The following is a 23,872-nucleotide window of genomic DNA, read 5'->3' as shown; positions in this document are numbered from 1 at the left end:
GAACCATGGTGGCGCACAAATCGTCTCGTGACGTGCTGGCGCAGCTGCACGAGCAGCATGCGCAGGACAAGAAGAACGATCGCATGGAGACCGGCTCGTTCCCCGTAGTGCGCAAGAAGCCGAAGCGCCCCGTCAAGGACGGCTCGGCGCGCATGCGCCTGATGACGAGCGTGCTCATCCTCATCATGTGCGCGCTGCTGGGATACGGGTACATGATCCAGATCAACAACGCCGACGCCACATACGAGACGCTGAGCGAGGACGAGCTGACCAGGCTGATCAGCGAGACCGGCACACAGGTGCAGAACCTGGAGCAGCGCAAGTCGGAGCTGACCAATCAGCTGGAATCGCTCAAGGCCGCGGCGAACAAGACGCAGGAGGCGGAGCGCATCGCCAAGCAGAACGAGGAGACCAACGGCATCCTCGCCGGTCGTTTGCCCGCGACGGGCAAGGGCGTGTCGATCAGCATCTCCCAAGGGTCGAAGACGAAGATCGACGCGGCGACGATGTACAAACTCATCGAGGAACTGCGCAACGCAGGCGCCGAGGTGATGGCCATCAACAGCGTGCGTGTCGTGACGAAAACCTATGTCAGCGACACGGACGACGGCCTGGAATGCGACGGTGTCGCGCTGCGCGCGCCGTATCGGATCCTGGCCATCGGCGATCCCCAGAACCTTCAGAACGCCGTCAATATCGCGGGTGGCGTGGGTTCGAGTCTGAAGGTGAAGTACGGCGCGACGGTGAGCGTGACGTCCTCGGATTCGATTACCATCAGCCAAATTCGCAAGTCAACCGACAATACGTATGCAAGGGCTGTAGAATAGCGTTTATGACAGATCCGATTCCAAGTGCAGGCGAGACGACCATCATTGGTCTGCCCGCCATCCAGATTCCCATCACCACCACAGGTGACCGTCCCCTCACGCAGGAGGACATCGAAACCATCGCGCGGCTCGCACCGGGCACCGCACTGCTCATCTCGACCAGAGGCGCCGTTTCCGGGTCCCGCTACCTGCTCGATGAGGACGAGGTGACGGTCGGGCGCGACTCCCGCGCCGACATCCTGCTGGACGATTCGACGGTATCCCGTTCCCATGCCGTGTTCCGCCGCGTCGGCGACACATTCGTGGTATACGATTCCGGCAGCCTCAACGGCACCTATGTGAACCGCCAGCGGGTGGACCATCAGCAGCTGCGCAACGGCGACGAGATCATGATCGGTAAGTTCCGTCTGGTTTTCTTCACCAAATCCGCCGTTATCGCGTGATGATGCGAAGCCGTGCGCGTTAGACTGGGACGGTACGTCATTCATGTGATCGTGCATGTGCCGGTTCGGCGCATGCACAGGACGGGGGAGTGCGATGGCTGAGCAGACAGGGAGCCAGACGGCCGGGCTGCATCTGGTCGTGCCGCTGGAGCAGAGGCTCGATCTCGGTGCGTCCGACGCCGTGCAGGGGGAGCTGTTCGTCGACGAAGGCGCCCGCCGCCCGACACGGGGCTACCGTGGTACGGTGGCTTCCAAGGTCGCCGGCATCACGTACCGTCAGCTGGACTATTGGGCGCGCAAGCAGATCGTCGAACCATCGATCACACCATCTCACGGATCGGGGTCGAGGCGACTGTACTCCTTCAAGGACGTGGTGATTCTCGCGGTGTCCAAGAAGCTGCTGGATGCAGGCGTGAACCTGCAGAACGTCACTACGGCCATCGGGTTCCTGATGCAGCGCGATGTCGACCAGCTTGAGCATGTCACCATCATGTGCGATGGGGAAGATGTGCATGAATGCACCACCAGCGACCAGATGATCGCGCTGCTGCAGAGCGGCAAGGCCGTGTTCGGCGTGTCCGTCGGCTCGCTGTGGCATCAGATTCATGACGCGCTGGAGACCGAGGACTACGTCGATCTGCAGTCGTCCTCGGCGAACGTCGGCTCCGCAGGGTCGGGACGTGTCGCCGGTCGGCCAATCGACGAGCTTACCGCCATGCGCATGCGCAGGAAGATTGCCGCCCAGCGTGCCGCACGCGAGGCGGCATAACCGGAGGCTGGCGTATGGATGATCTGCTTCCGCTGTTGTTGTGGGTGTTCGCCGTCGTGTGGATGCTCTCGGTGTGCGGCATCTGCATTGTGAGAAGCCGGTTCGGCACGGGGGAGAGGCATCCCGAGGTGAACCCCGTCAGCTGGAACGTGGTGCTGGCCCAGATGGTGTCCGTGCTGTTCGCGGGCATCCCCTTCATGGTGTATCTCATGGCGAGCGAGGAACTGTCCCCCGCATTCCACGATTTCTACACCGACCACTTGGTGATCGGCGCGGCGATAGTCATCGTGCTGGTTTTTGTGGAGCTGTTGCTGATGGGTATCCAGGCGCATCGCGCGCATTTCACCGAAGTCGACCGCGTGGTCCGCGGCGCCACGCATACCGAGGCGTGACGCATGCGTCTGTGAGACGAGAATATATCGTTATGGATTGGGGTTTGCCATCATATGGCAAACCCCAATCCATAACGATATCTGGCCGTACGTTCACCGCTGCAAGTGTTATAGATTACGATGAATGCGTTCGTACCAAGAGCATCCGGCGTCAGTTTCGTCGCGTCCAATTCGATGTTCCATGATCCCGAGCTGTCGGTTTGGAACGTGATGGGCAGTTCCCCCAACAAAGTGTCTCCCTGCACCTCGTTGTCGTCGTTGCCGAACTTGACCTCTACGACCGGCATGTTGACCGTCTGCTTGCTGGTGATGATGCATGAGAAGTCATCGAACGCGTTCATGGGTGCGCGCCTGCTCATGGACCGCGCGCACGAGTACGACAGGCTCGACGAGGCCTTCCTCGCCGACCTCCGGCTCATCCTCATCGCCACCTACCTGAAAAACACAGCCAAAATCTGCACGAAGATATCTTTATCCGGCGAAAGTCCCATAATCACGTCTTGAAAAATAGGACTTTCGCCGGATAAAAGTGCAAAAGCGGAACGTCAACTGCCCCGAAGATCATAAATCTGACATAACGTACATTATCGGCTAACTATTCGGGAATCTTAGAAACGGCTTAATTTCAACGGTCTTCATTTCGCACAGGTAACTGTGGATGCCTCTGGGTGGCCCGTTGTGGCTACGCATTTGGCTACGCATTTCACACGACGGGAGACCAACGATGGCAATGGGTGGCGGCGGTTCGACATACAAAAGCGCCGATGGAATCTGGCACGCCGCGATAGACATAGAGCCCGACAGGGCCACCGGGCGCAGGCGGCGGCTCACGGCCCAAGGCAAGACCAAGGCGGTGGCGAACACGAGGCTCAGGATGAAGCTGGACGCATACGTGCGCAAGGGCCTCACGCCGAACTCGCCGTCGCCGCGCCTCATGGACTGGCTGGAGACTTGGTACCACGAGCGGGCCGAGGCCAACCTGCGTCCGAACAGCAGGCGAAGCTACGAGAACGCCATCGTGCGGCTGAACAGGATAGCCGGCGCGAGGCGCATCAACTCGCTGGATAAGGATATGGCCGACATTCAGGACGGCCTGAAGTGCTACAGCCCGAAGACGGCCACGATCACTTGGTCCGTCCTGAAGAACGCGCTTGAGGCCGCGCGTGACGAAAACCTCATACGGAGGAACCCGGCCAAGATGGTCCGCCCGGTGAGCGCTTCGAGCAGTTCGCTGAAAGTCAACCCACCTTCACTACCGGATGACGGATGACGGTTTTGAGGTTTTCCGGTTTTGCTCGGCGCGGATCGGATATGTAGATTTCGTGATGTCGGCGGGCGTCGGAGAGGTCGAGCTCGTAGCCTTGCGAGCGCGCGTAGTCATCCAGAATCGCCACGGTTGCGGGCTCGTCGTCGTACGGGCCCTTGTGCATGACCTGCGCTACCACGCCTTCATCGAAATCGAAGAGATATGCGCGATTGACGTCGGATTCCGGGTGTTTGGCGGCAAACGATGCCTTGGCCCACGCAAAGACCTTATCGGTCACGAATTCCGGCAGACGAATCATCGAAGTCCAATGGAAGTCGGCTTTGTGCGCGTAATCGACGCCGGGCACACCCTCCCCCGTGCTCCATAAGCCCTCCAGCGGAGGCACGGTGTAGTCGAAGTACCCGTCGATATGCTCGGCCGGGTTCTTTGACTTCTTGCTCATTTTGACGGTGAACGAAATGCCGTAAAGCAGTTGCATCGCCTTGGCGTAATCGCCGCCTTCTTCGTTCGGGTCGCCCACACCGTCCACCGCGACGAACCGCATCGCCGGTACCATGACGATGGCCGGCATGGTCTTCGGCTGATACAGGTCCTTATACTCCTTCTTATAATCGAACGCCATCGCTCATTCCCCTTCCGCCACCGCATCGATCTCGTCCTGATGCCGCCACCGCTTGAGGTCCAGCAGCTCGTCCGGCATATGGTTGCGTCTGAACGACTCGATGATGGCCGGTCCGATGAACCGGTGCATCTCCTGATCGTCGGGAACCGGCAGGCTGAGCTCCTCGAACGCCTTGGTGGCGCAGGCGATGATGCCCGGGTCCGATTGCGTCAACGTACCGTCAAGGTCGAGCAGCACCACGTTCCTGCGCTGCCGGGTCGTGACCTGATGCTGAGACATGCCTCTCCCCTTACTCGTAGTCGGGAATCCAGCCGCTGTGGTGCATTTCAAGACGCTTGTCCAGCAGCTTCTTCAGTTCGTCCTCGCTGCGACGCTCCAGCAGCATGTCCCAGTGGGTCCTGGTGGGCTTGGCGATCTCGTTGGCCTCCTCGTCGCCGTCGCCCTCGCGGTGCGCGATGGTGCCGCAGCGGCATTCCCACTCGTCGGGGATTTCGGCGCCCTCGGCGAACGGCAGGATGGTCCGGTGTCCCTTGGGACAGATGTACGCCACCTCGCTGCGTGCGGCGAAGTCCACGTTGTCGTCGGATTCCAGTGATTTCGCGCCGATGCTCATACCGCGTAGGCTGCGTTCCGCCATGACGTTCCTCCTTGTGGTCTTTCTTGTCGATCTTTCCCGGAAACTATTATCACGCTACAAAACAGTTCGGACGAGTCGTATATTCCCCGTTCCGTTCCTGCCTTGCCGCCTGCGACGATTCCGTCAGCCCTCGCCGATGCCCGAATAGGCGACGATGCCGCGGTTGACCAGTTCCATGGCCTCGTGCGCGACCTGGGCGAGGTGCGCGCTCCCCTGCGGCAGATACGGCTCTGCCGCCGAGATCTGCTGGAGGATGTCGGACAGACGCTTCGCGTTGCGTACGAAATCGCCGCCGGTCATGTCCCGGTCATGCAGCACATATGCCAGACTGTTGCCGCTAGCCCAGTCGTACATGATGTCGACGATGCCGAAGTCGAGTTGCTGCAGGTCGTCAAGCCCTTCATCCTCGCACAGCATCGTGAGCTGCGCATGCAGACGGTCCAAAGATTGCGAAGTCTGGGCGACCGGGCCTTGGATGCCGCCGGGCCAGCGCCTCGGTTCTCCCCCGGTGCCTCCCCTGGCTTCGAACACCAGGGCGGAGAGCACCGCGGCGAGCTGTCGCGCCGTCAGATGGTCGAACATGCCGCGTTCCAGCGCTTCGGCAAGCACGATGTCCTGCTCGCTGTAGATGTGGCGCAGCAGTTGCCCCTGCTCGCTCAATCGCATGTCCGTCCCGTCGCGCTTCACGTATCCCAGCTGTTCCAGGATGGAGCAGATACGGTCGAACTGCCGGGCCACGGATCCGGTGCGCGACTCGTACCTGTGCTGCACCCGCTCGTATTCGCGCATCTCGCGAATCCAGCGATGGCCCCATTTCATATGCTGCTGCATGTCGGGGCACTGCCGGCACGGATGTTCGCGGTCGCGCTTCTTCAGGGTCTCGATGGACTGGTCCAGCTCGCGGAACGTGTTCTTGCGCTGCTCGTCGGTCGGGAAGGCGGTCTGCTTGAGCTTGCGCCGGCCGTTCTTCTCCAGGTCGGACAGCTCCATGCGGATGCGCATCAGAGACGCGAAATCCCCGTACTCGCAGTGGAATGCCTGCTCATAGCCGTTCAACGCCTGTTTCAGCGTGGTCAGTTGCGATTCGAGCTGCCAGGCCGACTCGTTGGCCTCCCACTGGGCGAAGGAATGGTCCAGCGTGGCGCGAGTCGTCTCGTAGTCGCTGGTGTTGAGCAGATTGACGGCCATGTTGAACGTGGCATGGAAGCTCGAATGCAGCGGGTAGACGCGCTTGCTGGACAATGCGGCGGCGGTCGCAGGTACGAAATCGCGATGGTCGACGACGATCGCGTGTCCGATCGTATCGATGCCGCGACGGCCGGCGCGGCCGGTCAGCTGGGTGAACTCCCCCGGTGTCAGCGGCACATGCCCGCTGCCGTTGAACTTCTCCAGCTTTTCGACGATGACGCAGCGCGCAGGCATGTTGATGCCCAGCGCGAGCGTCTCCGTCGCGAAGACCATCTTCACAAGTCCCTCTTCAAACAGGCGTTCGACTATCTGCCGGAACAGCGCGACCATGCCGGCGTGATGGGACGCGAAGCCCTCCTCCAGCGCGAACCTGAACCGGGAGAACTGCAACGCCTTGAGATCCTCCTGGCTCAACTGCCCGGCGACCATCTCGTCGACGATGGCGCGGATGCGCCGCATCTCGTCCTCGGTGGTGAGTTCCAGCCCCGCATTGATGCACTGCTCGACGGCCTGATCGCAGCCGTTGCGCGAGAATATGAAATAGATGCCGGGAAGCATGTCGAGATAGTTGAGCTCGTCGACCACCGCCCAGCGCTTGGGCGTGTGGCGCTGCGCCGGCACGTGGCCCCGCGAATGGCCGCGGCCACGGGAGCGTGAGTTCTCGGCGCCGCGGCGGCGCGCCGCCTGACGGTCAAGCTGATCGAGCCGGTCGATCAGGCGCGCGTTGAGCTTGGTGGTCTGCTCGCCCTGGGCGTCACGCCGGTACAGGTCGAGCAGCTCCGGCTCGGTGTGGTCGTCGGCCTGCACGAGCACATGCTGCTCCAGCGGGACGGGACGGCGCTCGGAGACCACCAGCTTAGTGTCGCCGCGGACGGAGGATATCCAGGACGAGAAATCCTCGACATTGGAGACCGTGGCGGACAATCCGATGACGCTGACCTGCCGGGGAAGATGGATGATGACCTCCTCCCAGACCGGGCCGCGGAACCGGTCGGCGAGGTAATGAACCTCGTCGAGTATGACGAACCGCAGCGCGTTGAGCGTGGTCGAATGCTCGTAGAGCATGTTGCGCAGTACCTCGGTCGTCATGACGACGATGTCGGCTTCGGAGTTGATCGAGATGTCGCCCGTCAGCAGCCCGACGTGGTCGGCACCGTAAACGGCGGTCAGGTCATGGTACTTCTGGTTGCTCAACGCCTTGATCGGCGTGGTATAGAACGCCTTGACATTGCGCTCGCGGGCCAGATACATCGCGAAGTCGGCCACCACGGTCTTGCCTGCGCCCGTCGGGGCCGCGACGAGCACGTTCTCCCCCCGCTCCAACGCGTCTATCGCGTCCTGCTGGAAATCGTCCAGGTCGAACGGCAGCGTGGCTGCGAAACGCGCGGCGACGCTCGCGTTATGCGCCTGACGCTTCTGGAATGCGGCATACCGCTGGGAAGGCGATGGGCCGGGTCGATCCGCCGCCGAATGATTGCGCTGATGTTTGACCATGCGTGAAACCCCGTTCGTCACAGACGGCCATCGCCGTCGGATTCTCGTATTCGCCTGCGTGCATGAGACGATGCCGCGGGCCGCGCCACAGCTTGCAGCCGCAGTCCGTCAACGGTTGAAGCGTGACCACCGCGCCCACGCACGCGCGTGACGTTCGCGCTTCGCGTTCCGGCACCTGATGACGTCGACCTGTGCATCGTCATACCGGCTGATGGCGCTGTTCAACGGTTGGGTGAATGTCGGAGGGGCGAGCGGCTCGCGCGCGTCCGCACCCTGCGGAACGTCCGCGAGCTCGGAGAGGGGCTTGCCGAGACGGCTGCCGATCTCCGCAATGCCGTTCAACGCCCTGAAGCCGTGAAGGGCGGCGTATGCGATGCCCGCCACGATCATCGCCAGCATGAACAGCGAGAGAATGAGCCAGATCCACCAGGGCATGAGATCACTCCTCTTCCGGGGTGTCTTCTTCACGTGTGCCGAGGCTGAGCTCGCGCTGCGCACGGGCGACGATCATCGTGCGCAGGGTCTCGGGTGCGACCGCGGTGATGTGACGTGCATGGGCGATGCAGAAGGCGACGAACCAGGAATCGGACGACACGATGATATGCACCTTCTCGCCCGGGCTGCACGGCTCGACGGTGGCTCCCGGCATCGACTTGATGAACGGAAGATCCGGCTGATCCGTGATGAACACGGCCGGAGTGCCGTTGTCGAAGCTCCACTTGCGCAACTCGCTCACCGGCATGTCGGGAATGTCCACGTGCTTGACCGGAGCGATGACCTCGGCGTGCTCGATGCGGGCGAGCCGGAGCACCTGCCATGTGCGGGGCTTGCCGTTCGCCTTGTTGATGAGCTGGTCGCGTGAGACGAACTTGCGCCGGTCCTCCGGAGTGGAGTCCAGCACGTCGGTCCAGACGGCGGCATAGTAGACGCCCTCATCCACGAAGATCTTGGAGGGGGCGACGACCTTGCGGCGGGTCCGTCCCGCGCCGTCCGTGTACTCCATGTCGAGCAGCGATTCGGTGGAGATCGCGCGCTTGACGACGGAGAAGCAGTGGGGCTCCAGCTCGTAGCCGGTCAGGCTCAGCCAAGGGGTCTCCCCCGGCTTGACCAGCTGGCGCAGACGCTGATACAGCGAGGCCGCCTGCGTGCGCTGCGCCTCCGGCAGCAGCGGCGAATGCGCGAGGTAGCTCACCGAAGCGGTGAGCATGCTCAGGTATTGCGGGGAGATGCCGGCGAGGCGTTCCAGTCCGAGCGAATTCGTCGCGGACACGATGCCTTCGGCGTCAAGCAGCGACCAATCGATGTCGAAGAACTGGCTTCCGGCCATCTCGCCGTCGTCGGAGACCGTGGTCAGCGTGTTGATGTCTTTGTGGATCACGTTGACGTATTTCTTGAGCTCGTCATCCGACTTGGGCCTGCCGATGAAGCGCTCCGCGAGTTCCGCGAGGGAGAATTCCTCACCGAGGTGGGCGGACAGGAAGAGCATCAGGCGCAGTCTGCGGTCGACCTCGCTGCCGGTCTGGAACGAGGTCCCGGACTTCTTCTGGTGGTTTTTCTTGGGGTCGGCGTCCTCCGGCTCGGGGGTCGTGCTGGTGATGGTGGGCGTGGCGACCGTAGCGCTGCCGGTATCGTCCGACGATCTGTCGGCCAGCATCATGTTTGACGCCGCCTGGAGACGACGGTTGAAGGCGTCGACGGCCTCCTGCGGGCTGACGATCACTGCGCTGGGATGTTCGAGCACGAACATGGCGAGGTCGTCGGAATCGGTGTAGGCGACGTTGATGTTCTCTCCGTCCACGTCGACCGTCGCCGCGAAACGGCGGGAGTCGACGACGCGCACGAGAGCCGGCGGAATCGTCTGCGTGCCGAGTCCCGGGGCGATGGAATCCAATCCGAGGCCGGGGATGGGCGTCTGCGGCACCCTTGGCGTGGTGCGGGACACATGCTGCGGCGTCACGGTCTGCGATTGCGTGGACGATACGGAAATCGAACGTGCGAGATAGTTGGCCGCGGCGAGAACCGGCAGATCCTCCTGCTCGAAGCGCAGGCGGATGCGCGGCTCGTCCCCGAGCTGCAGTCGGTACGACGCGAAGTCCTGTCCCTCGGACTTCGAGGAGTATTCAGGCTGGCGTGACTCGATGGCGATTCCCATTGCCGCGAGCTTGGCGCGGTCGCGCTGGAACTGCTTGGCGAACGCGGCCTTCGCGGCCTGATCGGCAAGTTCCCCGTAGGAGTCGGCATATGCCTTAACGCGCTGGGCGATTTGCCGCGAGGTCAGCCACTGCGGAAACGCAGACGACAGCACGGCCAACACATCCAACTCATGTTTGCCCCATTTGTCGGAAAAGCGGCGTCTCCCGTTCGATCCCTCTGCCATTAGTCCTCACGTATCGTTAGCATTCCAATTAAATATGCATGGGTATCACGCACACCACATCCCATGATAGAGGGTTTTGTTGTGTGCAGCTCGCATTTTGTCAAAAATAGGTATTTTTTCTTCGTACGGCGGACACATCACACCCAATCACCGGGCTCGATGCCCATCGGTCCGACGTATTCGCCGTTGGGTACGTAACTGGGCTCGTTTCTATCCTCCAGACGCGCGTCGGCGAACATGATGACGTCACGTCCGAATGTCCAGTCTCCCTTGATGCTGACCGAGTTCGCGGCGGCGAGCGACGGCACGTTGTAGGGGAACCGTTCGTTGAAGTCCTCGATGTTCTTGTAGTACCGCGGATCGAGGTCGACGTTCGGGAAAATGTAGTTGCCGTCCTCCATCTCATACGAGTCCGTAAGGTGGAACCGATCGGAACGCATAATGAACAGGTCGTTGGTCGTCTTCACTGGCAGGAACCGCATGCGGTCCACCTGCACACAGATCGCGCCTTCGAACAGGCCGATCGCCGCGCCCATCGCGGTCTCCAGCTGGACCACCGCCGGGGACTGGGGGTCGATCGGGTCGACGGTCTTGTTGTTGATGATGACGGGAAGCGGCAGCACGCCGTCATGCTCGGCGAGCATGTCGCGCAGCACGTCGATGCGCACCCAGATGTTGTTCGTGTTGAAATACGGGTGCTTGGCGATGTCCTGGGCCGCGTCCTTGTCGTCAGGATGCACCTGCGACATCTCCCGCAGGATCAGTCGGCCGGTGGCCGTGTCGCGCACGATATGGCCACCCTTGCGGTCCGCGTACGTGCGATTGGCGACCTCGACCATGAACGGGGCGCCCGTGTCCTCGAAATACTGGGCGAGCGTGCGAGACGGGCGCGCACCCAGATTGTCGGAGTTCGAGATGAACAGGTATTCGAAGCCATGCTCCAGCAGAGTGTCCAGCAGGCCGGACTCCCGCAGCGTCGAGAACAGGTCGCCGTGGCCGGGCGGGCACCACTCCAGATCTGGGTTGGCCGGCCAAGATGCCGGCGCTCCGGTGGCCGCGTCGATCTTCGGCTCCTGATGCTGGATGATCTCCAGAGGGATGTCGGTCTGCTTGAACTTGCGCTGGTGTCGCAGTGCCTTCATCGTGTCATCCGAAGTGCGGAACGAGTTCATGAACGTGACCGGCAGAGGCACGTTCAGCCTCGTGCGCGCGGTGAGCACCTGACCGAGGATGATGTCGAGGAAGCGCATCTGCCGAGCCTTGTGGCGGCGCACCGGCAGCAGCGACTTCGCGCATTGCAGGCCCATCGAGGTTCCCAGGCCGCCGTTGAGCTTGAGGAATGCGGTCTTGGCGAACGCGTGCACTGCCTTGTCATGATCGATGGTCTTGTACACGTCATGGAAGCTCCGCACGCCGTGCAGCGGCTCGACGGTGTCCTCGCGGATCCACGCGCTCTCCTTCTCGCTGGCCCACACATGGTATGCGTGCCTGAACTGCGAGATGGCGATCTCGCTCATGCCCTGCTCGCGCATCTTCTGCGCCGACTGCTCGAACACATCGTCCACTGTCATCTTCTCCGTCCGTTTCAGATCTTCGGCAAACATTCCTATAGTCTACTCGCGTGGTGCTTCGTTCGCCAATCATCCCGCAGACGTATCCATTATGGGGGTATCCGGGGTGGGGCGGCTGGCTGCCGCACTGCAATGGTATGCGCAGATGGAACTTGGATAAGACTTGGATGGGCCATGCCGTCTATGTAGCTGGTGTCTCCCTATTGCGAGGTGATAGTCGGGAATTACCCGAGTCGCGACACGCTTGTTTTGCGTTATTGACGTCATATGGTAAATTCTCTTCTCGGTGCTTTTCGCACTGTTCGGGCCGTAGCGCAGTTTGGTAGCGCACTTGACTGGGGGTCAAGGGGTCGCGGGTTCAAATCCCGCCGGCCCGACAAGAATGGCGGGATCCCAACGATTACAAGTCGCTGGAATCCCGTTTCGTCATACTTGGGGGACATGAACTTCACGAACACGGTTCCACCACGTGTTCCGCGATGAACCGCCCCCGACGCGCATGAGCGCCACCGCGATACGGCGCAGCCGCCTGCCGGCCCCGAAGGTCCCGGCACCCACATTCAACCCGGCGACGCACCAGTCAGCACAAGACGTGACGGCTTATCCCGGACACACACATTCTGGCCTATAACCCGTTTTTACCGTGCCTCATTGCCTCCGCTGGCAGGCTGATACCCGGTATCTTCGCTTCGAGGGGTTGATTTCGCGCTCTCGGAACATCTATCTGCGTTTCAAGGGGTTGCCCAAACGCGATATCCGGAGTATGCGGGGACATCCCGCATTGGAATCATGCGGTTTCCGGCCCGGCTCTACTCGGGCACCAACCCCTCGAAACGCAGATAGATGTCCGAACGAGGGCGTGGTCGGCAAGGCTATCCGCGAATCAGAGGTGCCGCGAGAGGACATCATCGTCGCGTCGAAGCTGCCGGGCCGTCATCACCAGTACGATCAGGCGCGCGTCACGATCGAGGAGTCCGTGGCCCGCATGGGACTCGACTACATCGACCTGTATCTGATTCATTGGCCCAACCCGTCGCAGGGCCAGTCCGTCGAGGCGTGGCAGGCGCTCGTCGACGCGCAGAAGCAGGGCATCGTCAAGCACATCGGCGTCAGCAACTTCCTGCCGGGTCATATCGACTTGCTGATTCGCTCCACCGGAGTCACGCCGGCCGTCAACCGAGTAGAGCTGTACCCCTTCTTCCAGCAGGCCGGGCAGCGCGCCTACGATCAGGCGCATGGCACCATCACCGAGGCGTGGAGCCCATTGGGCCACGCCAACCAGATGCTTAAGGATCCGACGATCGTGCGCATCGCCGCGATGGACAATCCCGAGGGACGTTCCTTCGCGTAGAACCCGCACTGGCACGAGGAAGCCTGACGGCCCGCGCCGACTGTCACGCCTTCGCCGCCGCGTCGGCGATGCACCGCAACGCGTTGAGCGTGCGCGGATAACCGATATACGGCGTGCACTGGGAGATGACGGCGATCAGGAACCTCTCGTCGTTGCCCACGCGCATGTTGGCCACCGCATGGGAGGTGAGCTGCGGCTCGCACCCTCCCTGCGCGGCCAGGAAGCACAGCGTGATCATCTCGCGGCGGCGCGTGTCGAGCCCGCCGCGCGTGTAATAGTCGCCGAAGCAGTTGCCGGCCAGCCACTTGTTGATGTGACGGGTCTTCTCCGGCCCTGATTGCGCGAAGCCTTGCATGCGCTCGCCGAAGATGTCGATTTGCGCCTGCTCGCCCGCCTCGGCGCGGGTTTCGGGCGTCGTGGTGGATTGCGGTTCGAGCGGGAGGCGGATGTTCTTCGCCTCCAGTATCTCATTGGTCTTCTTCAGGAACGGCAGTACACGTCCGAAACCGAGATATGCGACCGCCTGGTAGACGATTTCCTTGACCTGGACGGCACTGACGCCGGATTCGAACGCGACCGGCACCATCAGCTCGAAGTCGTCGAGACCCTGGCATCCGATCAACGCCGCCAGAATGGCCATGGAGCGTGTGGAGTCGTCCAGATCGGGGTGATTCGCTCCCGGCTCGTTGACGACCTCGTCATAAGCGAAGTTCGAGAACAGCTCGACGAATTCCGGGTCTGTCTGTGCCAGCGTCCTGTCATCGTTCCAGAACTTGTTCATGCGGCTTTTCAGCTCATCGAACATGATATCTCCTTGCGGTTTGACTGCGATCGGCGGTCATTATGACTCGCTTTGAGATGTCACGGTAGCCGCTTCGAGCGCTTGAAGTACAGCGGCGGCGACACTTCCGCGTGTCGTCGCCGCAGCCGTCACGTGAGAGCCCCCACGGTCCAGCCGTCCGCCGCGAGTGCTCGTACCGCTCGCGCGCGCGAACTCGTGTAACGGTATCGCAGACGCGTCGCCGCGACGGCTCGACAGCGAGTAGAGTGGAGGGACGGGCAAAGTCCGATTGATGGAAACGATCCATGAACCAAGGAGGATGCATCATGGCAGGGCAGACAGATGAGAACAGGCTCCACGTTCTTCGTCACGCCGCCTTCACGGCGCGAGACGTGCGGGAGATGGAACGGCCACTGCTTGAGAACGGTGTCCCACTGATGAGGATGGCTTCCGCCGCCACAGCCCATGTCGTCGCCGAAATGCTCGAAGATGAGGGCGTCGCGTTGGAGGAGTCGAACATTGTGCTGCTCGCCGGCAGCGGCGACAACGGTGGCGACGGGCTGTTCGCCGCGACGATGCTGGCGGGCAACGGCGCTTCGGTCACCGCCGTCGCGGTCGGCCGCACGCTGCATGGCGAGGGGTTCGCCGCATTCGTCCGCGCCGGCGGCAAGGTGCTGATCCTCGACCCGGCCTCCGAGATTCCGGGGTGCGCTGCCGGCTTCAGCGCGGGAGAGGCCGGTGAAAGGCTTCGGGCCGCGGTGGAACTCGCCCAGCACGCGCATGTCATCATCGACGCGATGACGGGCATCGGCCTGAGCGGGGCGCTGCACGGCATCGCGGGCACGGTCGCATCCTCGCTGGGTGTCGACGGCACGATCCCCGACCGCACCGCCCTTCCCGCCGGCGACTCGACCGGCGAGTTCCCGTTGGTCGTCGCGGTGGACGTCCCTTCTGGCGTGGGAGTCGACGACGGTGCCATCACAGGCCCGTATATCCCTGCCGATGTCACGGTCACGTTCGGCGCCCTGAAGCCGTGCCTTATGCTGCCTCCCGCGGCGTACGCCTGCGGTCGCGTGACGCTGGTGGACTTCAGTTTCGACATCGACGGCCATATGCCGTTCGTCGAGGCGGTTTCCGGCGACAACGCGGCTGAGACCGTCCGACTCCCCCGGCTTGCAGACACGAAGTACTTACGTGGCGTGACCGGTCTGATCACCGGCTCCGAACGGTACCCCGGCGCCGCGGTGCTGTCGTGCAAGGCCGCGGCCAAGACGAACATCGGCATGATCCGCTACATGGGTCCGCAGGTGTGTCGTGATATGGTGCTCGACGCGGTCCCGGAGGCCGTACTCGGCAAGGGGCGCGTGCAGGCCTGGGTCGTGGGCTCCGGCGTTCCGACGGGTGAGACCGAGGATGATGATTTCCAGCGTGAGACCATCGCCAAGCTTCTGACGCATTATGCGTTGTCCTCTGACGATGACCCGGATGACGATGATGACCTCGCCTATGATATGCCCCCGCTGGTGGTCGACGCGGGCGCTCTCGACCTGCTGCCCGACGAGGTGCCGCCGCAGGTCGTCATCACCCCGCACGCCGGGGAGCTCGCCTCGCTGCTCACCGCCAGGGGCGAGGATGTGGATGCGTCGGATGTGCAGAACGAGCCATTGCATTGGGCGTTGCGGGCCCATGAGCTCACCGGCGCCACCGTGCTGCTCAAAGGCGCGGTCACGATTGTCGTGGGCGAGCCGGCCGACACCGATCGGGAGTCGGATGCGCAGGGTGGATTCGCGGATGATGAGCAGCATGTGCGTGTGGTCGTCTCCGGCCGCGCCCCGGCGTGGCTGGGCACCGCGGGGGCGGGCGATGTGCTCGCCGGCATGCTGGGGGCGTTGCTCGCCCAACAGGACGACGAGGACGTTTCGGCTCCCGATGTCGCCGCCTGCGCCGCCTACCTGCACGGATATGCAGCCGCTCAGGCGTCGCAGTCGGATCAGCGCGGGTTTACGCCCCCGACGATTTACGGTTCCGATGACCGTCATCTGCGCACCAAGCTGGGGCATCCCATCGTCGCATCCGATGTGATCGGCATGATTCCCGCGACTTTCGCGGAACTGCTGTCGTAAGGGCGCGAGGGCGGTCAGGATGCGGAGGCCGGTATCGCATGATACCCGGCGTCGACGCATCCCGACCGCTTGCGCGACTGCGCCGGCCGGAGACCTATTCCGTCCGGATCAACAAATCAGACACCATCCTATTCCCCCTATTCCAACGTTGAGGAGCATCATGAGCAACTCCCCCATCACCGATGTGATTTTCGATTTCTGTGGCGTCCTGCTGGACTGGCAGACCCGCGCATGCCTGACCGGGCATTTCCCCCAGGACACGGTGGACGCGATATGCGCACCCGACGACCCGCACGGGTTCTTCCGCTATGAGGACCGCATGGACGCCGGCGAGGACTTCTCTCACATCTACCCCGACGTGGTGCGGGAGCAGGGCGAGGACATCGCTCCGATCTTCGCCTACTACATCGAACATTACGGCGACGCCCTGCCGCGCATGCTGCCCGGCATGGAAGATCTGCTGCGCGACCTGAAGCGGCATGGGTACGGTGTGTGGGGACTGACGAACTGGTCTCATGAGACGATTCACATCGCGTTCGAGAAATACCCGCAGATTGGCGAACTGCTGCAGGACACCGTGGTCTCCGGCATCGAGAAGATGCACAAGCCGAACGCCGACATCTACGAGCTCGCACTGCAACGATTCGGCCTCGAAGCCGGGCATTGCGTGTTCTTCGACGACACGGCGAAGAACATCGTCGGGGCCAACGAGGTCGGTATCCACGGTCTTCTGTTCGACAATGCTCTCCAGGCCCGCGAATCGCTCGCTTCGCTCGGTGTGAGGCTGTAGGAATAACCGGATTCGGTGCTCTCAAAACTCGCAGATATGGGGCAAAAAACGTCAGTCGTCCGGTGTATCTGCGAGTTTTGAGAGCGTGCCTTGCGCATACCGCACCGCAAGCCCGCCGCATGATAAATTGAGCTTATACCCCCGCACCTGGTGAAATGCCGGCAATCCCAATGATTTCAATGGTTTCGTCCATGGTCGGCCTTATAAATGCTGCTTATGACACTGCTGCAGCTGAAATACATCGTGAAGATCGTCGAGTGCGGATCCATGAACGAGGCGTCGCATGAACTGTACGTCTCCCAGCCGGCGTTGAGCTCGTCGGTCAAGGAACTGGAGAACGAGCTCGGCATCGAGATCTTCACTCGTTCCTCGCAGGGCATCGCCCTGACGGTGGACGGCGCCGAATTCCTCACTTACGCCCGTCAGGTGCTCGACCAGGCCGACCTGCTTGAGGAGCGCTACAAGAACGCGAAGCCGCGCAAGCAGCTGTGCTCCGTGTCCACGCAGCACTACATGTTCGCCGTCGAGGCGTTCGTTGAGATGATCGACTCCATCAAGTCCGACGAGTACGAGTTCACGATCCGTGAGACCCGCACGAAGGACATCATCAACCAGGTCGCGAACATGCTTTCGGAGATCGGCATCATCTACCTGTCGGACTTCAACAAGGACGTGATCGGCAAGATGCTGCGCGAGAAGCATCTGGAGTTTCATCCGCTGTTCCGTGCGCCGCTGCACGTGTTCATCTCGCGCAACAACCCGCTCGCCGGCAAGAAGAAGGTCACGATGGACGACCTCAAGCCGTTCCCGTTCATCCAGTACGAGCAGGGCGAGGAGGGCAGCTTCTTCTTCGCCGAGGAGGCCGTGTGGCCGGAGTACTCCCCCAAGCAGATCAACGTGACCGATCGTGCGACGATCCTGAACTTCATCATCGGCCTGAACGGGTACACGGTGTGCACCGGCATCGACAACGGCGACCTGAACAACGAGAAGATCGTCACCGTGCCGTTGGACACCGACGAAACGATGCTGGTGGGCTGGGTCACCAATGAGCGCGCCAAACTGTCGAAGGCCGCCGAGACGTATATCGAGAAGCTCAAGTCCGTGGTTGCCGACCACGGTTACAAGCTGATTGACTGAATGCGATTATGGGCTCCCTGTGGCGGGGAGCCCGATTTCGATCCGTGTCTCGTTCAGAAGCCGCGCACGTTGTAGTCCGCGGACAGGTCATTCATCGCGTGCAGCAGCTTGTATATATAGATGAACGGTCCCACTGCGATGAGCGAGCCGAGGATGCCCCACAGCCAGAATGTCGAGGCGGTGACCGTGACGGGCAGACCGCGCGCGGCCTGTTCTTCGCCGATGCGGCCGGATACGCGGTGATACCACACCAGCCAGCCGATGCCCAGCGTGACCCATCCCACCAGGAAGAACATCAGGCAGTAGTGCATTGTGTGTTTGCCGTCGCGTTTGAACGCGAGCAGGTTCAGGCTGTCTCCCACTTCGCTCATCTGCCAGATGTCGTAGATGCTGAACGTGACGAGACCGAGCAGCACGTATTTCAGCAGTCCGCGCTGCGTACGCAGGGGTGCGACCGGCCGGGGAGCATAGGGCTGTTGCAGCTGGAACTGGGGCTGCGGTTGAAAGCCGGATTGCTGCGGCTGGGCGGCATATGGCGCGTTCGGATTGGTCATGGATCCTTCTTCCCAAGAAGACCTTCACTGTTATGGGCAAACGGCGTTGATTTACCCTGTTTCCCACTATAGGTCCGTGTTCCTGAATTATGTGGTCCATCAGTGGGTGGCGCATTTTGGCGCACTCCCGTTGCCGTCAGCGCCGGTGGTCGATGATGCGCCGAATGCCGTCGCGGATGGACTGGGGGTTGCGTGGTTCCCCGCCCAGCGCCCGGTGCAGTGTCAGGCCTTCGATCATCGCGTCGAGCAGCACCGTGGTCTCGGAGTCGAAGAACCGGCCCATGACCTTCTGTGTCGCCGACATCCAGCGGTCACTGATGTCGCGGAAGGACAGGTCGCGCGCGGCGAGCGTGTAGAACTCAAGGTTGATGTTCAGGTCGCGCTGGTTGCCGAGCATGTCTCGTTCGATGCTCAGCGCGATGGCGTCGCAGGCTTCGTCGACGGTCGAGGCGGACTGCATGCGCGCGGCGAATTTCAGTACGGAGGCCCGGGCGAACTGGTCGAACGCCTGGTGCAGCAGATCGTGCATGCCGTCGAAATAGTATGTCATGGAGCCGAGGGGCACGTGCGCCTCGGCGGCGACGCCGCGATGCGAGGTGCCTGCCACTCCACGTGACGCGATGACGCGCAGCGCGGCGTCGATGATGTGCTGCTGTCGCTCGGGGTCGACTCGGGATGACTGGGATGGCATATCGGCAATCATAGCATTCATGCGGGTTCCATGCTGTCCCCCTCGTATATGTATGTTCGTACACATCAGAAAACGGGACCTCTGCCCCTCCTGCAGTCGGCCATTGCCGGCCAATGCGCCGCTATTGCTCGGAATCGAGCACCGAATCCACAGCGGCCCAGCGCCGACGCAGCAGCATCCACAATCCGATGATCATGGTCAACGCTCCGAGTCCGATGCCGAACAGCCCGGAGGATTGTGCGGCATGTTGCGCGCCCTCGGCCTCCGGCAGAACGTCCTGCGTGACCACGAGCGAGAGCATCGTGTCGATGAACGTCACGAACTTCACCGATGCGTCGACACGTCGCACAGCTGGAAATCGATGTCCGGGTAGGCCTTGCGAGCCGCCTCGATCATGTCCGGCGAGCTGTCGACGCCGAGAATCTCGGCGTGCGGGTAGCGTTCGCGCAGCACGGCCGTGCTGTTGCCCGGCCCGCAGCCGATATCCAGCATGCGCTTGACGCCGCCGCCGTCCTCTGGCAAAGGCCACCTACAAGCGCCGGATAGGACTGACACGACATGATGAATGCTACCAATATAGTAGTAATTACTATATAATTTCATAAGTATTGCTAAAATATTAGTATGTATGATTTGTTAGATGAGCCGCTTCCCGGAGAAGTAATGGCCGGTATCGCCCGGCGAATGACCATGAGACGCAAGGAACACGGCATGACGCAGTCCGATCTCGCCCGAAAATCAGGGGTGAGTCTCGGGTCGATTCGTCGATTCGAACAACTCCATGAGATATCACTGAACGCACTGGTCGGCATCGCCTTCGCCTTGGACTGCGAACAGGATTTCGACGCACTGTTCTCCCAGCCGTATTACCGCTCGATCGATGACGTGGTCACAGCGACGCGCCACGGAAAGGACATCGGATGACCCCGCTACTGGATGTAGACCGCGTGCGCGTGCTGCTCGCAGGCAATACCGTCGGAATGCTTACCATGTCACCTTCCCGCACACTGGCGTTCGCCTACGACAAGACCTGGCTGACGCACGGTTTTTCCATCAGCCCGATAAGCCTTCCGCTCAGAGATGGCGTGTTCGTCGCCCAAAGAGATCCGCTGAACGGCATGTTCGGCGTGTTCGACGACAGCATGCCCGACGGATGGGGACGACTGCTGACCGACCGAATGCTGCGTCAACATGGCATCGACCCGTATTCGGTCGGCCCGCTGGCGCGTCTATCGATCGTAGGTCATGGCGGCATGGGCGCACTGGAATACGAACCCGCTTCAACAATCGACGATGACCTGCAATCATTCCCCGATCTCGACTCACTCGCCGAGGAATGCCTGAATGTGATGAGCGCCGACTTCTCGAATGACCTCGACCAGCTGTTTGTCCTTGGCGGTTCGTCAGGCGGAGCCCGCCCGAAAATCCTCACCACAATCAATGGCGAGGAATGGCTCATCAAGTTCCCCTCATCCGTGGATGCACCCGATATCGGCGAGATGGAATACCACATATCGAATCTTGCACGCACTTGCGGAATCGACATGCCGGAAATCAGGTTGTTCCCTTCACGTCGATGCGCAGGCTATTTTGGCGTCAAGCGCTTTGACCGCATACCGCTCACGAACGGCGAAATCGGCAAGGTGCACATGGTTTCCGCCGGCGGCCTGTTGGAGACTTCACACCGCATCGCCAATCTGGACTACGCCTTGCTGATGCGATTGACCATGCGCATGACCGGCGGCATCAAGGAATGCGAACGATTGTATCGACTCATGTGTTTCAATGTGTTCATCGGCAATCGCGACGACCACGCGAAGAACTTCTCCTACCTGCATGATGCGGAGTCCGGCGCTTGGAGCCTCTCCCCCGCGTACGACCTTACCGAGAATCCCGGTATCAACGGCGAACACACCACTGCGGTCAATGGTAAGGGGCGCGGCATCACCGTTGAGGACATGGCAGACATCGGCATGAAAGCCGGCATCCCACGAACCCGATGCATATCGATTGCGCGGAACATGCGCGAACGCATCGCGGATGCCGGTTTTACCGTACGCAACTGAAGGTGGACCGAACACCTTCGAGCGGACCCGACCTCACCGGAAGTCGATTCAGCGGAAACGTTCGTCGAGCAGGGCGTCGCGGCGGGCGTGGTGCGGATGCGGCCGTGCATCGGGAAGACGCATACGCCAAGTATTTCATTGGGCAGAGCTATCTGGCACTGCTGGTCTCGGGCAAGGAAGTCAACGTTTCCAACGTCACATTCGAGGTGGGTTGCCGCAACAACTGGCATATCCATCACAAGGCCTGTCAGATTCTCATTGCCGTGGGCGGGCGCGGCTACTACCAAGAGTGGGGCAAGGAGCCAGTTGAGCTCAACCCCGGCGACGTGGTGTACGTGGCGCCGGAGACCAAGCACTGGCAGGGGGCCGCGCCGGATTCCGACTTCGCGCATATCGCCATCATGAACGCGGTGGACGGCGCCTCGAACGAGTGGCTGGAGCCGGTCGAGGCCGAATACGACGCGTTGCGTTGAATCAAAGGACTGTCGCTCGCGCTCGTCAGAACACCACCGCCGACACGATGGTCAGCGAAAGCAGCGAGAACAGCGTGCTTACGAGCACGAAGCCGACCGCGTAGTCGGGCATGTTGTTCCTGCGGGCGGTGAACATGGCGATGGTGGTCATGGTCGGCAGGCCGGCCACCAACGTGATCATCATGATCATGTCGTGGGTGATCGGCAGCTCCGGCAGCGCTCCGGCGGCCGCGGTGAGTAGCGCGTACAGGCCCAGCGGGAAGGCGATCATCTTGGCGACCAGCCCCACGTACAGTTCGTAGCGTTTCAGCACGCCCCACCATTTGGTCAGCGCGAACAGGCCGCCCAGGTAGATCAACGACATCGGCGTGGCCATGCCGCCGATGGTGCGCAGCGGAGTCAGGACGATCGAGGGAATCCTCACGCCGAGCATGATCAGCACCAAGGCGAGCATCACCCCGATGAACGCGGGGTTGACGAACCTCCCCAGCAGATTGCGCACGCGCAGGCCGAGCGTGGGCCGGCCGGCGGCGTCGGGTGATGCGACGGTACCGGGTTCGGGAACCGGCTCGCACAGCCATACGCCGTACGTCCATAGCAGCGTCTGATCGACGATCGACATCAACGCGACGTAGATCGCACCCTCGTGCGGCCATAACGCCATGATGATTGGAATGCCGATGAACCCGGCGTTGCCGAAGATCAGTGCCGCCTGGAACACGTGGCTACGTGATCCCTTAAGCCGCAACGCCCACGCGACCAAGCGGAACACGAAGATAAGCAGGGCGTACATCACCGCGGTCAGCAGCATGGCGCCCCAATTGGCCTCGACCTGCGCGCGGTCCGCACCCGCCATGGCGTTCGAGAACACCAGCAACGGGATAAGCACGTTGAGCAGCAGCGAGCACATGCCGTCGAGCGCGGTCTGGCCGTAGAAGCGAAGCCTCACGCATCCGTATCCGACCATCAGCATGATGAAGAAGCCGACCAACTGGCCAACCATAATAGCGAATTGACCCATTGCTCCTTACATCTCCAGCATCGAACGCAGCCATTCGAGTTCGGCGGCGATCTGCGCGTCATGCACGGTGATGATACCCTTGCGGTACGGGTCGTCGATCTGCTCGGCGCTCAACGGATTGCCCGCGTCACAGTAGAAGAAATGCACGTCGTGGCCGTTGAGCAAATCGTAACGGCGGCGCAACACCGCGTCGCGGTCGGTTTTGTCTGGCACGACGGACAGGAAGGTAAGCACGACGGTCCACCGGGTGAAATCGGTGAGATTGAAACCACTGGTGCTTTTAAGCTCGTCGATCAACTTGGCGCGACCCGCGTCCAGCAGGGTGAACACGCGACGCTGGCGCCCGTCGCGAATCGACGCCTGTTCGGAGATCAATCCCGCTTCGACGAGCCTATTGGTCGCCGGATAAATCGCGCCGTCGCTGAATTTGCGCGCGTACCCCTGCAGCTGCTCCATCTTCTTGCGCAACTCGTAGCCGCACATGGAACGCTCCGAAAGGAACCCCAGAATCATCATCTCAATCAAGCTCATGATTGTCCATCATAACTCGTTTCAACATACCCGTGGCACCGTCTCGTCACTCCGTCGGGCGAGGAGCAGCCTCTCCCGGTCGCCACGACTGGAGAAACGACTCGTTTTTTGCCGCATCGTCGCGGTAGGCTTTGCCGAACTCGTCGATGAGCCCATGGAATTCCTGAAGGTCGGCGACGTCCAGCCCGGTGTCCAGCACCACGGGGGCATACGCCTTATGGAACGCCGGGTATCCGGCCGGCGCATCGAAGCCGAGGAACGCGAACAGGCGCCGTGCGTAGGTGTCGGCCACGAACGTGCGGCGGGAGAACACGTAGAGCATCATATCGTCGGCCGTTTCGCCGCCGATGCCGAACAATCCGAGCAGTTCGGCGCGCAGCTCGGCGTCGGTGATGCCGTCGGCTCCTTCGGGAGAGGCGTCGCAACGCTCCACATACCAACGGCTCAACGAGCGCAGGGTCTTGGATTTGTTGACGTAGAAGCCCGACGGCCGAATCAGCTCCTGCAAACGCTCCGGCTCCACGACCGTCAACGCATGGGGGTCGAGCATGCTCTCCGCCTTCAACGCCGCGAGCGAACGATCCACATTGCCCCACGCGGTGTTCTGCGTGAGCACCGCGCCCACCATGATCTCGAATGTGGTGTCCGCCGGCCACCATCCGGTCGGGCTCAGCTCCGCGGACAGCGCGCGGTACAGCGACTCGATGTCGCCGGCTGCGGGCCTGCGCCGGGATTGCCTGCCATTGCCGTGCGCCGATGCCATG

At 61.8% G+C, this 23,872-nt stretch carries 28 protein-coding genes, 1 tRNA gene and 1 pseudogene; 14 read left to right on the top strand and 16 right to left on the bottom strand.

The annotated features are described in order from the left end of the window. Window positions 1-5 precede the first annotated feature (5 nt). The 4 genes from BBBF_RS04875 to BBBF_RS04860 all read left to right on the top strand — a co-directional run bounded on the left by BBBF_RS04875 (window position 6) and on the right by BBBF_RS04860 (window position 2,431). Entirely contained in the window at window positions 6-827 is an 822-nt protein-coding gene (locus BBBF_RS04875) for a DUF881 domain-containing protein (protein WP_021648048.1), read from the top strand. A gap of 5 nt (window positions 828-832) precedes the next feature. Then, complete coding sequence (locus tag BBBF_RS04870) at window positions 833-1,270, top strand: FHA domain-containing protein (protein WP_003821296.1); 438 nt, start codon at window positions 833-835, stop codon at window positions 1,268-1,270. A gap of 94 nt (window positions 1,271-1,364) precedes the next feature. Then, window positions 1,365-2,039: a MerR family transcriptional regulator gene (locus BBBF_RS04865; protein ID WP_003821294.1), complete on the top strand. Its 675-nt coding sequence runs from the start codon at window positions 1,365-1,367 to the stop codon at window positions 2,037-2,039. Window positions 2,040-2,053: 14 nt separating this feature from the next. Next, the gene (locus tag BBBF_RS04860; RefSeq protein WP_003821292.1) at window positions 2,054-2,431 is read left to right on the top strand and encodes a hypothetical protein; all 378 of its coding nucleotides are present in this window, start codon (window positions 2,054-2,056) and stop codon (window positions 2,429-2,431) included. A 50-nt stretch (window positions 2,432-2,481) separates the two neighbouring features. Here BBBF_RS04860 and BBBF_RS04855 read toward each other — a convergent pair whose 3' ends face one another. Beyond that, on the bottom strand, window positions 2,482-2,772 hold the full coding sequence (locus BBBF_RS04855) for a hypothetical protein (RefSeq protein ID WP_017143409.1): 291 nt from the start codon (window positions 2,770-2,772) through the stop codon (window positions 2,482-2,484). On the opposite strand from BBBF_RS04855, the gene BBBF_RS10295 reads away from it, so the two are divergent. Together BBBF_RS10295 and BBBF_RS10290 are read left to right on the top strand one after the other, a co-directional pair. After that, window positions 2,771-2,935, top strand: a complete 165-nt coding sequence (locus tag BBBF_RS10295) for a hypothetical protein (protein WP_017143408.1) — start codon at window positions 2,771-2,773, stop codon at window positions 2,933-2,935. The genes BBBF_RS04855 and BBBF_RS10295 overlap by 2 nt on opposite strands. 220 nt (window positions 2,936-3,155) lie before the next feature. Continuing rightward, the gene (locus BBBF_RS10290) at window positions 3,156-3,701 is read left to right on the top strand and encodes a hypothetical protein (RefSeq protein ID WP_013363477.1); all 546 of its coding nucleotides are present in this window, start codon (window positions 3,156-3,158) and stop codon (window positions 3,699-3,701) included. Here BBBF_RS10290 and BBBF_RS04845 read toward each other — a convergent pair. From BBBF_RS04845 to BBBF_RS04815, 7 genes and pseudogenes are all read right to left on the bottom strand, one after another. Continuing rightward, on the bottom strand, window positions 3,670-4,320 hold the full coding sequence (locus BBBF_RS04845; RefSeq protein WP_021648047.1) for a GyrI-like domain-containing protein: 651 nt from the start codon (window positions 4,318-4,320) through the stop codon (window positions 3,670-3,672). The genes BBBF_RS10290 and BBBF_RS04845 overlap by 32 nt on opposite strands. 57 nt (window positions 4,321-4,377) lie before the next feature. After that, window positions 4,378-4,599, bottom strand: a pseudogene (locus tag BBBF_RS04840) (HAD hydrolase-like protein); the annotation flags it as partial. Between the two features lie 10 nt (window positions 4,600-4,609). Continuing rightward, the gene (locus BBBF_RS04835) at window positions 4,610-4,957 is read right to left on the bottom strand and encodes an RNA polymerase-binding protein RbpA (RefSeq protein ID WP_003813163.1); all 348 of its coding nucleotides are present in this window, start codon (window positions 4,955-4,957) and stop codon (window positions 4,610-4,612) included. A 123-nt stretch (window positions 4,958-5,080) separates the two neighbouring features. Next, window positions 5,081-7,639: a DEAD/DEAH box helicase gene (locus BBBF_RS04830; protein ID WP_013363474.1), complete on the bottom strand. Its 2,559-nt coding sequence runs from the start codon at window positions 7,637-7,639 to the stop codon at window positions 5,081-5,083. Window positions 7,640-7,747: 108 nt separating this feature from the next. Next, window positions 7,748-8,074 carry a hypothetical protein gene (locus BBBF_RS04825; protein ID WP_021648044.1) on the bottom strand — a complete coding sequence of 109 codons (327 nt, stop codon included), beginning with the start codon at window positions 8,072-8,074 and terminating at the stop codon, window positions 7,748-7,750. A gap of 4 nt (window positions 8,075-8,078) precedes the next feature. Beyond that, window positions 8,079-10,016: a helix-turn-helix transcriptional regulator gene (locus BBBF_RS04820; protein WP_021648043.1), complete on the bottom strand. Its 1,938-nt coding sequence runs from the start codon at window positions 10,014-10,016 to the stop codon at window positions 8,079-8,081. Between the two features lie 137 nt (window positions 10,017-10,153). Continuing rightward, window positions 10,154-11,620 (bottom strand): UTP--glucose-1-phosphate uridylyltransferase, encoded by a 1,467-nt coding sequence (locus BBBF_RS04815; RefSeq protein ID WP_021648042.1) that lies wholly within the window; start codon window positions 11,618-11,620, stop codon window positions 10,154-10,156. A 270-nt stretch (window positions 11,621-11,890) separates the two neighbouring features. On the opposite strand from BBBF_RS04815, the gene BBBF_RS04810 reads away from it, so the two are divergent. Both BBBF_RS04810 and BBBF_RS04805 read left to right on the top strand, forming a co-directional pair. Further along, window positions 11,891-11,964, top strand: a tRNA-Pro gene (locus tag BBBF_RS04810). Between the two features lie 386 nt (window positions 11,965-12,350). Then, a complete protein-coding gene (locus BBBF_RS04805) occupies window positions 12,351-12,938 on the top strand; it encodes an aldo/keto reductase (protein ID WP_141671460.1) in 588 nt (195 codons plus the stop codon). A 43-nt stretch (window positions 12,939-12,981) separates the two neighbouring features. Here BBBF_RS04805 and BBBF_RS04800 read toward each other — a convergent pair whose 3' ends face one another. After that, entirely contained in the window at window positions 12,982-13,743 is a 762-nt protein-coding gene (locus BBBF_RS04800; RefSeq protein ID WP_021648040.1) for a carboxymuconolactone decarboxylase family protein, read from the bottom strand. Between the two features lie 302 nt (window positions 13,744-14,045). On the opposite strand from BBBF_RS04800, the gene BBBF_RS04795 reads away from it, so the two are divergent. From BBBF_RS04795 to BBBF_RS04785, 3 genes are all read left to right on the top strand, one after another. Next, on the top strand, window positions 14,046-15,842 hold the full coding sequence (locus tag BBBF_RS04795) for a bifunctional ADP-dependent NAD(P)H-hydrate dehydratase/NAD(P)H-hydrate epimerase (RefSeq protein ID WP_013363468.1): 1,797 nt from the start codon (window positions 14,046-14,048) through the stop codon (window positions 15,840-15,842). Between the two features lie 160 nt (window positions 15,843-16,002). Then, complete coding sequence (locus BBBF_RS04790; RefSeq protein WP_013363467.1) at window positions 16,003-16,632, top strand: HAD family hydrolase; 630 nt, start codon at window positions 16,003-16,005, stop codon at window positions 16,630-16,632. A 216-nt stretch (window positions 16,633-16,848) separates the two neighbouring features. Continuing rightward, a complete protein-coding gene (locus tag BBBF_RS04785; protein ID WP_003813143.1) occupies window positions 16,849-17,772 on the top strand; it encodes a LysR family transcriptional regulator in 924 nt (307 codons plus the stop codon). A 53-nt stretch (window positions 17,773-17,825) separates the two neighbouring features. Here BBBF_RS04785 and BBBF_RS04780 read toward each other — a convergent pair whose 3' ends face one another. From BBBF_RS04780 to BBBF_RS04765, 4 genes are all read right to left on the bottom strand, one after another. Beyond that, a complete protein-coding gene (locus BBBF_RS04780) occupies window positions 17,826-18,326 on the bottom strand; it encodes a DUF4234 domain-containing protein (RefSeq protein WP_003819872.1) in 501 nt (166 codons plus the stop codon). Window positions 18,327-18,462: 136 nt separating this feature from the next. Then, on the bottom strand, window positions 18,463-19,038 hold the full coding sequence (locus BBBF_RS04775) for a TetR/AcrR family transcriptional regulator (protein ID WP_021648039.1): 576 nt from the start codon (window positions 19,036-19,038) through the stop codon (window positions 18,463-18,465). A gap of 100 nt (window positions 19,039-19,138) precedes the next feature. After that, window positions 19,139-19,366, bottom strand: a complete 228-nt coding sequence (locus tag BBBF_RS04770) for a hypothetical protein (protein ID WP_230093701.1) — start codon at window positions 19,364-19,366, stop codon at window positions 19,139-19,141. Continuing rightward, complete coding sequence (locus tag BBBF_RS04765) at window positions 19,342-19,539, bottom strand: class I SAM-dependent methyltransferase (RefSeq protein ID WP_003822447.1); 198 nt, start codon at window positions 19,537-19,539, stop codon at window positions 19,342-19,344. Before BBBF_RS04765 ends, BBBF_RS04770 begins: the two co-directional genes overlap by 25 nt. Before the next feature lie 102 nt (window positions 19,540-19,641). On the opposite strand from BBBF_RS04765, the gene BBBF_RS04760 reads away from it, so the two are divergent. The 3 genes from BBBF_RS04760 (at window position 19,642) to BBBF_RS04750 (ending at window position 21,556) form a co-directional block, all read left to right on the top strand. Then, a complete protein-coding gene (locus BBBF_RS04760) occupies window positions 19,642-19,941 on the top strand; it encodes a helix-turn-helix domain-containing protein (RefSeq protein ID WP_021648038.1) in 300 nt (99 codons plus the stop codon). Continuing rightward, window positions 19,938-21,083 (top strand): type II toxin-antitoxin system HipA family toxin, encoded by a 1,146-nt coding sequence (locus tag BBBF_RS04755; protein WP_003816638.1) that lies wholly within the window; start codon window positions 19,938-19,940, stop codon window positions 21,081-21,083. The genes BBBF_RS04760 and BBBF_RS04755 overlap by 4 nt, the downstream gene beginning before the upstream one ends. Window positions 21,084-21,187: 104 nt before the next feature. Continuing rightward, a complete protein-coding gene (locus BBBF_RS04750; protein ID WP_021648037.1) occupies window positions 21,188-21,556 on the top strand; it encodes a cupin domain-containing protein in 369 nt (122 codons plus the stop codon). 25 nt (window positions 21,557-21,581) lie between these two features. On the opposite strand, the gene BBBF_RS04745 is transcribed toward BBBF_RS04750, so the two are convergent. The 3 genes from BBBF_RS04745 to BBBF_RS04735 are packed head-to-tail and all read right to left on the bottom strand — an operon-like array spanning window position 21,582 to window position 23,871. Then, window positions 21,582-22,577: an AEC family transporter gene (locus BBBF_RS04745; RefSeq protein WP_021648036.1), complete on the bottom strand. Its 996-nt coding sequence runs from the start codon at window positions 22,575-22,577 to the stop codon at window positions 21,582-21,584. Window positions 22,578-22,583: 6 nt separating this feature from the next. After that, window positions 22,584-23,108: a PadR family transcriptional regulator gene (locus BBBF_RS04740; protein WP_021648035.1), complete on the bottom strand. Its 525-nt coding sequence runs from the start codon at window positions 23,106-23,108 to the stop codon at window positions 22,584-22,586. A gap of 46 nt (window positions 23,109-23,154) precedes the next feature. After that, window positions 23,155-23,871: an endonuclease III domain-containing protein gene (locus BBBF_RS04735; RefSeq protein ID WP_021648034.1), complete on the bottom strand. Its 717-nt coding sequence runs from the start codon at window positions 23,869-23,871 to the stop codon at window positions 23,155-23,157. Window position 23,872 lies beyond the last annotated feature (1 nt).

The sequence above is a fragment of the Bifidobacterium bifidum ATCC 29521 = JCM 1255 = DSM 20456 genome, from assembly GCF_001025135.1.
Taxonomy (GTDB): domain Bacteria; phylum Actinomycetota; class Actinomycetes; order Actinomycetales; family Bifidobacteriaceae; genus Bifidobacterium; species Bifidobacterium bifidum.
The sequence above is the reverse complement of the archived record's forward strand: the minus strand, read 5'-3'. Positions and strand labels throughout refer to the sequence as shown.

Excerpts from the sequence above, each read along its gene's own strand:
- BBBF_RS04830 (WP_013363474.1), bottom strand. The coding sequence starts at position 7,639 with ATGGTCAAACATCAGCGCAATCATTCGGCGGCGGATCGACCCGGCCCA.
- BBBF_RS04775 (WP_021648039.1), bottom strand. The coding sequence starts at position 19,038 with ATGAATGCTATGATTGCCGATATGCCATCCCAGTCATCCCGAGTCGAC.
- BBBF_RS04745 (WP_021648036.1), bottom strand. The coding sequence starts at position 22,577 with ATGGGTCAATTCGCTATTATGGTTGGCCAGTTGGTCGGCTTCTTCATC.
- BBBF_RS04825 (WP_021648044.1), bottom strand. The coding sequence starts at position 8,074 with ATGCCCTGGTGGATCTGGCTCATTCTCTCGCTGTTCATGCTGGCGATG.
- BBBF_RS04870 (WP_003821296.1), top strand. The coding sequence starts at position 833 with ATGACAGATCCGATTCCAAGTGCAGGCGAGACGACCATCATTGGTCTG.
- BBBF_RS04755 (WP_003816638.1), top strand. The coding sequence starts at position 19,938 with ATGACCCCGCTACTGGATGTAGACCGCGTGCGCGTGCTGCTCGCAGGC.
- BBBF_RS04865 (WP_003821294.1), top strand. The coding sequence starts at position 1,365 with ATGGCTGAGCAGACAGGGAGCCAGACGGCCGGGCTGCATCTGGTCGTG.
- BBBF_RS04835 (WP_003813163.1), bottom strand. The coding sequence starts at position 4,957 with ATGGCGGAACGCAGCCTACGCGGTATGAGCATCGGCGCGAAATCACTG.
- BBBF_RS04780 (WP_003819872.1), bottom strand. The coding sequence starts at position 18,326 with ATGACCAATCCGAACGCGCCATATGCCGCCCAGCCGCAGCAATCCGGC.
- BBBF_RS04785 (WP_003813143.1), top strand. The coding sequence starts at position 16,849 with ATGACACTGCTGCAGCTGAAATACATCGTGAAGATCGTCGAGTGCGGA.
- BBBF_RS04815 (WP_021648042.1), bottom strand. The coding sequence starts at position 11,620 with ATGTTTGCCGAAGATCTGAAACGGACGGAGAAGATGACAGTGGACGAT.
- BBBF_RS04735 (WP_021648034.1), bottom strand. The coding sequence starts at position 23,871 with ATGGCATCGGCGCACGGCAATGGCAGGCAATCCCGGCGCAGGCCCGCA.
- BBBF_RS04760 (WP_021648038.1), top strand. The coding sequence starts at position 19,642 with ATGTATGATTTGTTAGATGAGCCGCTTCCCGGAGAAGTAATGGCCGGT.
- BBBF_RS10290 (WP_013363477.1), top strand. The coding sequence starts at position 3,156 with ATGGCAATGGGTGGCGGCGGTTCGACATACAAAAGCGCCGATGGAATC.
- BBBF_RS04795 (WP_013363468.1), top strand. The coding sequence starts at position 14,046 with ATGGCAGGGCAGACAGATGAGAACAGGCTCCACGTTCTTCGTCACGCC.
- BBBF_RS04790 (WP_013363467.1), top strand. The coding sequence starts at position 16,003 with ATGAGCAACTCCCCCATCACCGATGTGATTTTCGATTTCTGTGGCGTC.
- BBBF_RS04800 (WP_021648040.1), bottom strand. The coding sequence starts at position 13,743 with ATGTTCGATGAGCTGAAAAGCCGCATGAACAAGTTCTGGAACGATGAC.
- BBBF_RS04860 (WP_003821292.1), top strand. The coding sequence starts at position 2,054 with ATGGATGATCTGCTTCCGCTGTTGTTGTGGGTGTTCGCCGTCGTGTGG.
- BBBF_RS04805 (WP_141671460.1), top strand. The coding sequence starts at position 12,351 with ATGCGGGGACATCCCGCATTGGAATCATGCGGTTTCCGGCCCGGCTCT.
- BBBF_RS04875 (WP_021648048.1), top strand. The coding sequence starts at position 6 with ATGGTGGCGCACAAATCGTCTCGTGACGTGCTGGCGCAGCTGCACGAG.
- BBBF_RS04820 (WP_021648043.1), bottom strand. The coding sequence starts at position 10,016 with ATGGCAGAGGGATCGAACGGGAGACGCCGCTTTTCCGACAAATGGGGC.
- BBBF_RS04845 (WP_021648047.1), bottom strand. The coding sequence starts at position 4,320 with ATGGCGTTCGATTATAAGAAGGAGTATAAGGACCTGTATCAGCCGAAG.
- BBBF_RS10295 (WP_017143408.1), top strand. The coding sequence starts at position 2,771 with ATGGGTGCGCGCCTGCTCATGGACCGCGCGCACGAGTACGACAGGCTC.
- BBBF_RS04740 (WP_021648035.1), bottom strand. The coding sequence starts at position 23,108 with ATGAGCTTGATTGAGATGATGATTCTGGGGTTCCTTTCGGAGCGTTCC.
- BBBF_RS04855 (WP_017143409.1), bottom strand. The coding sequence starts at position 2,772 with ATGAACGCGTTCGATGACTTCTCATGCATCATCACCAGCAAGCAGACG.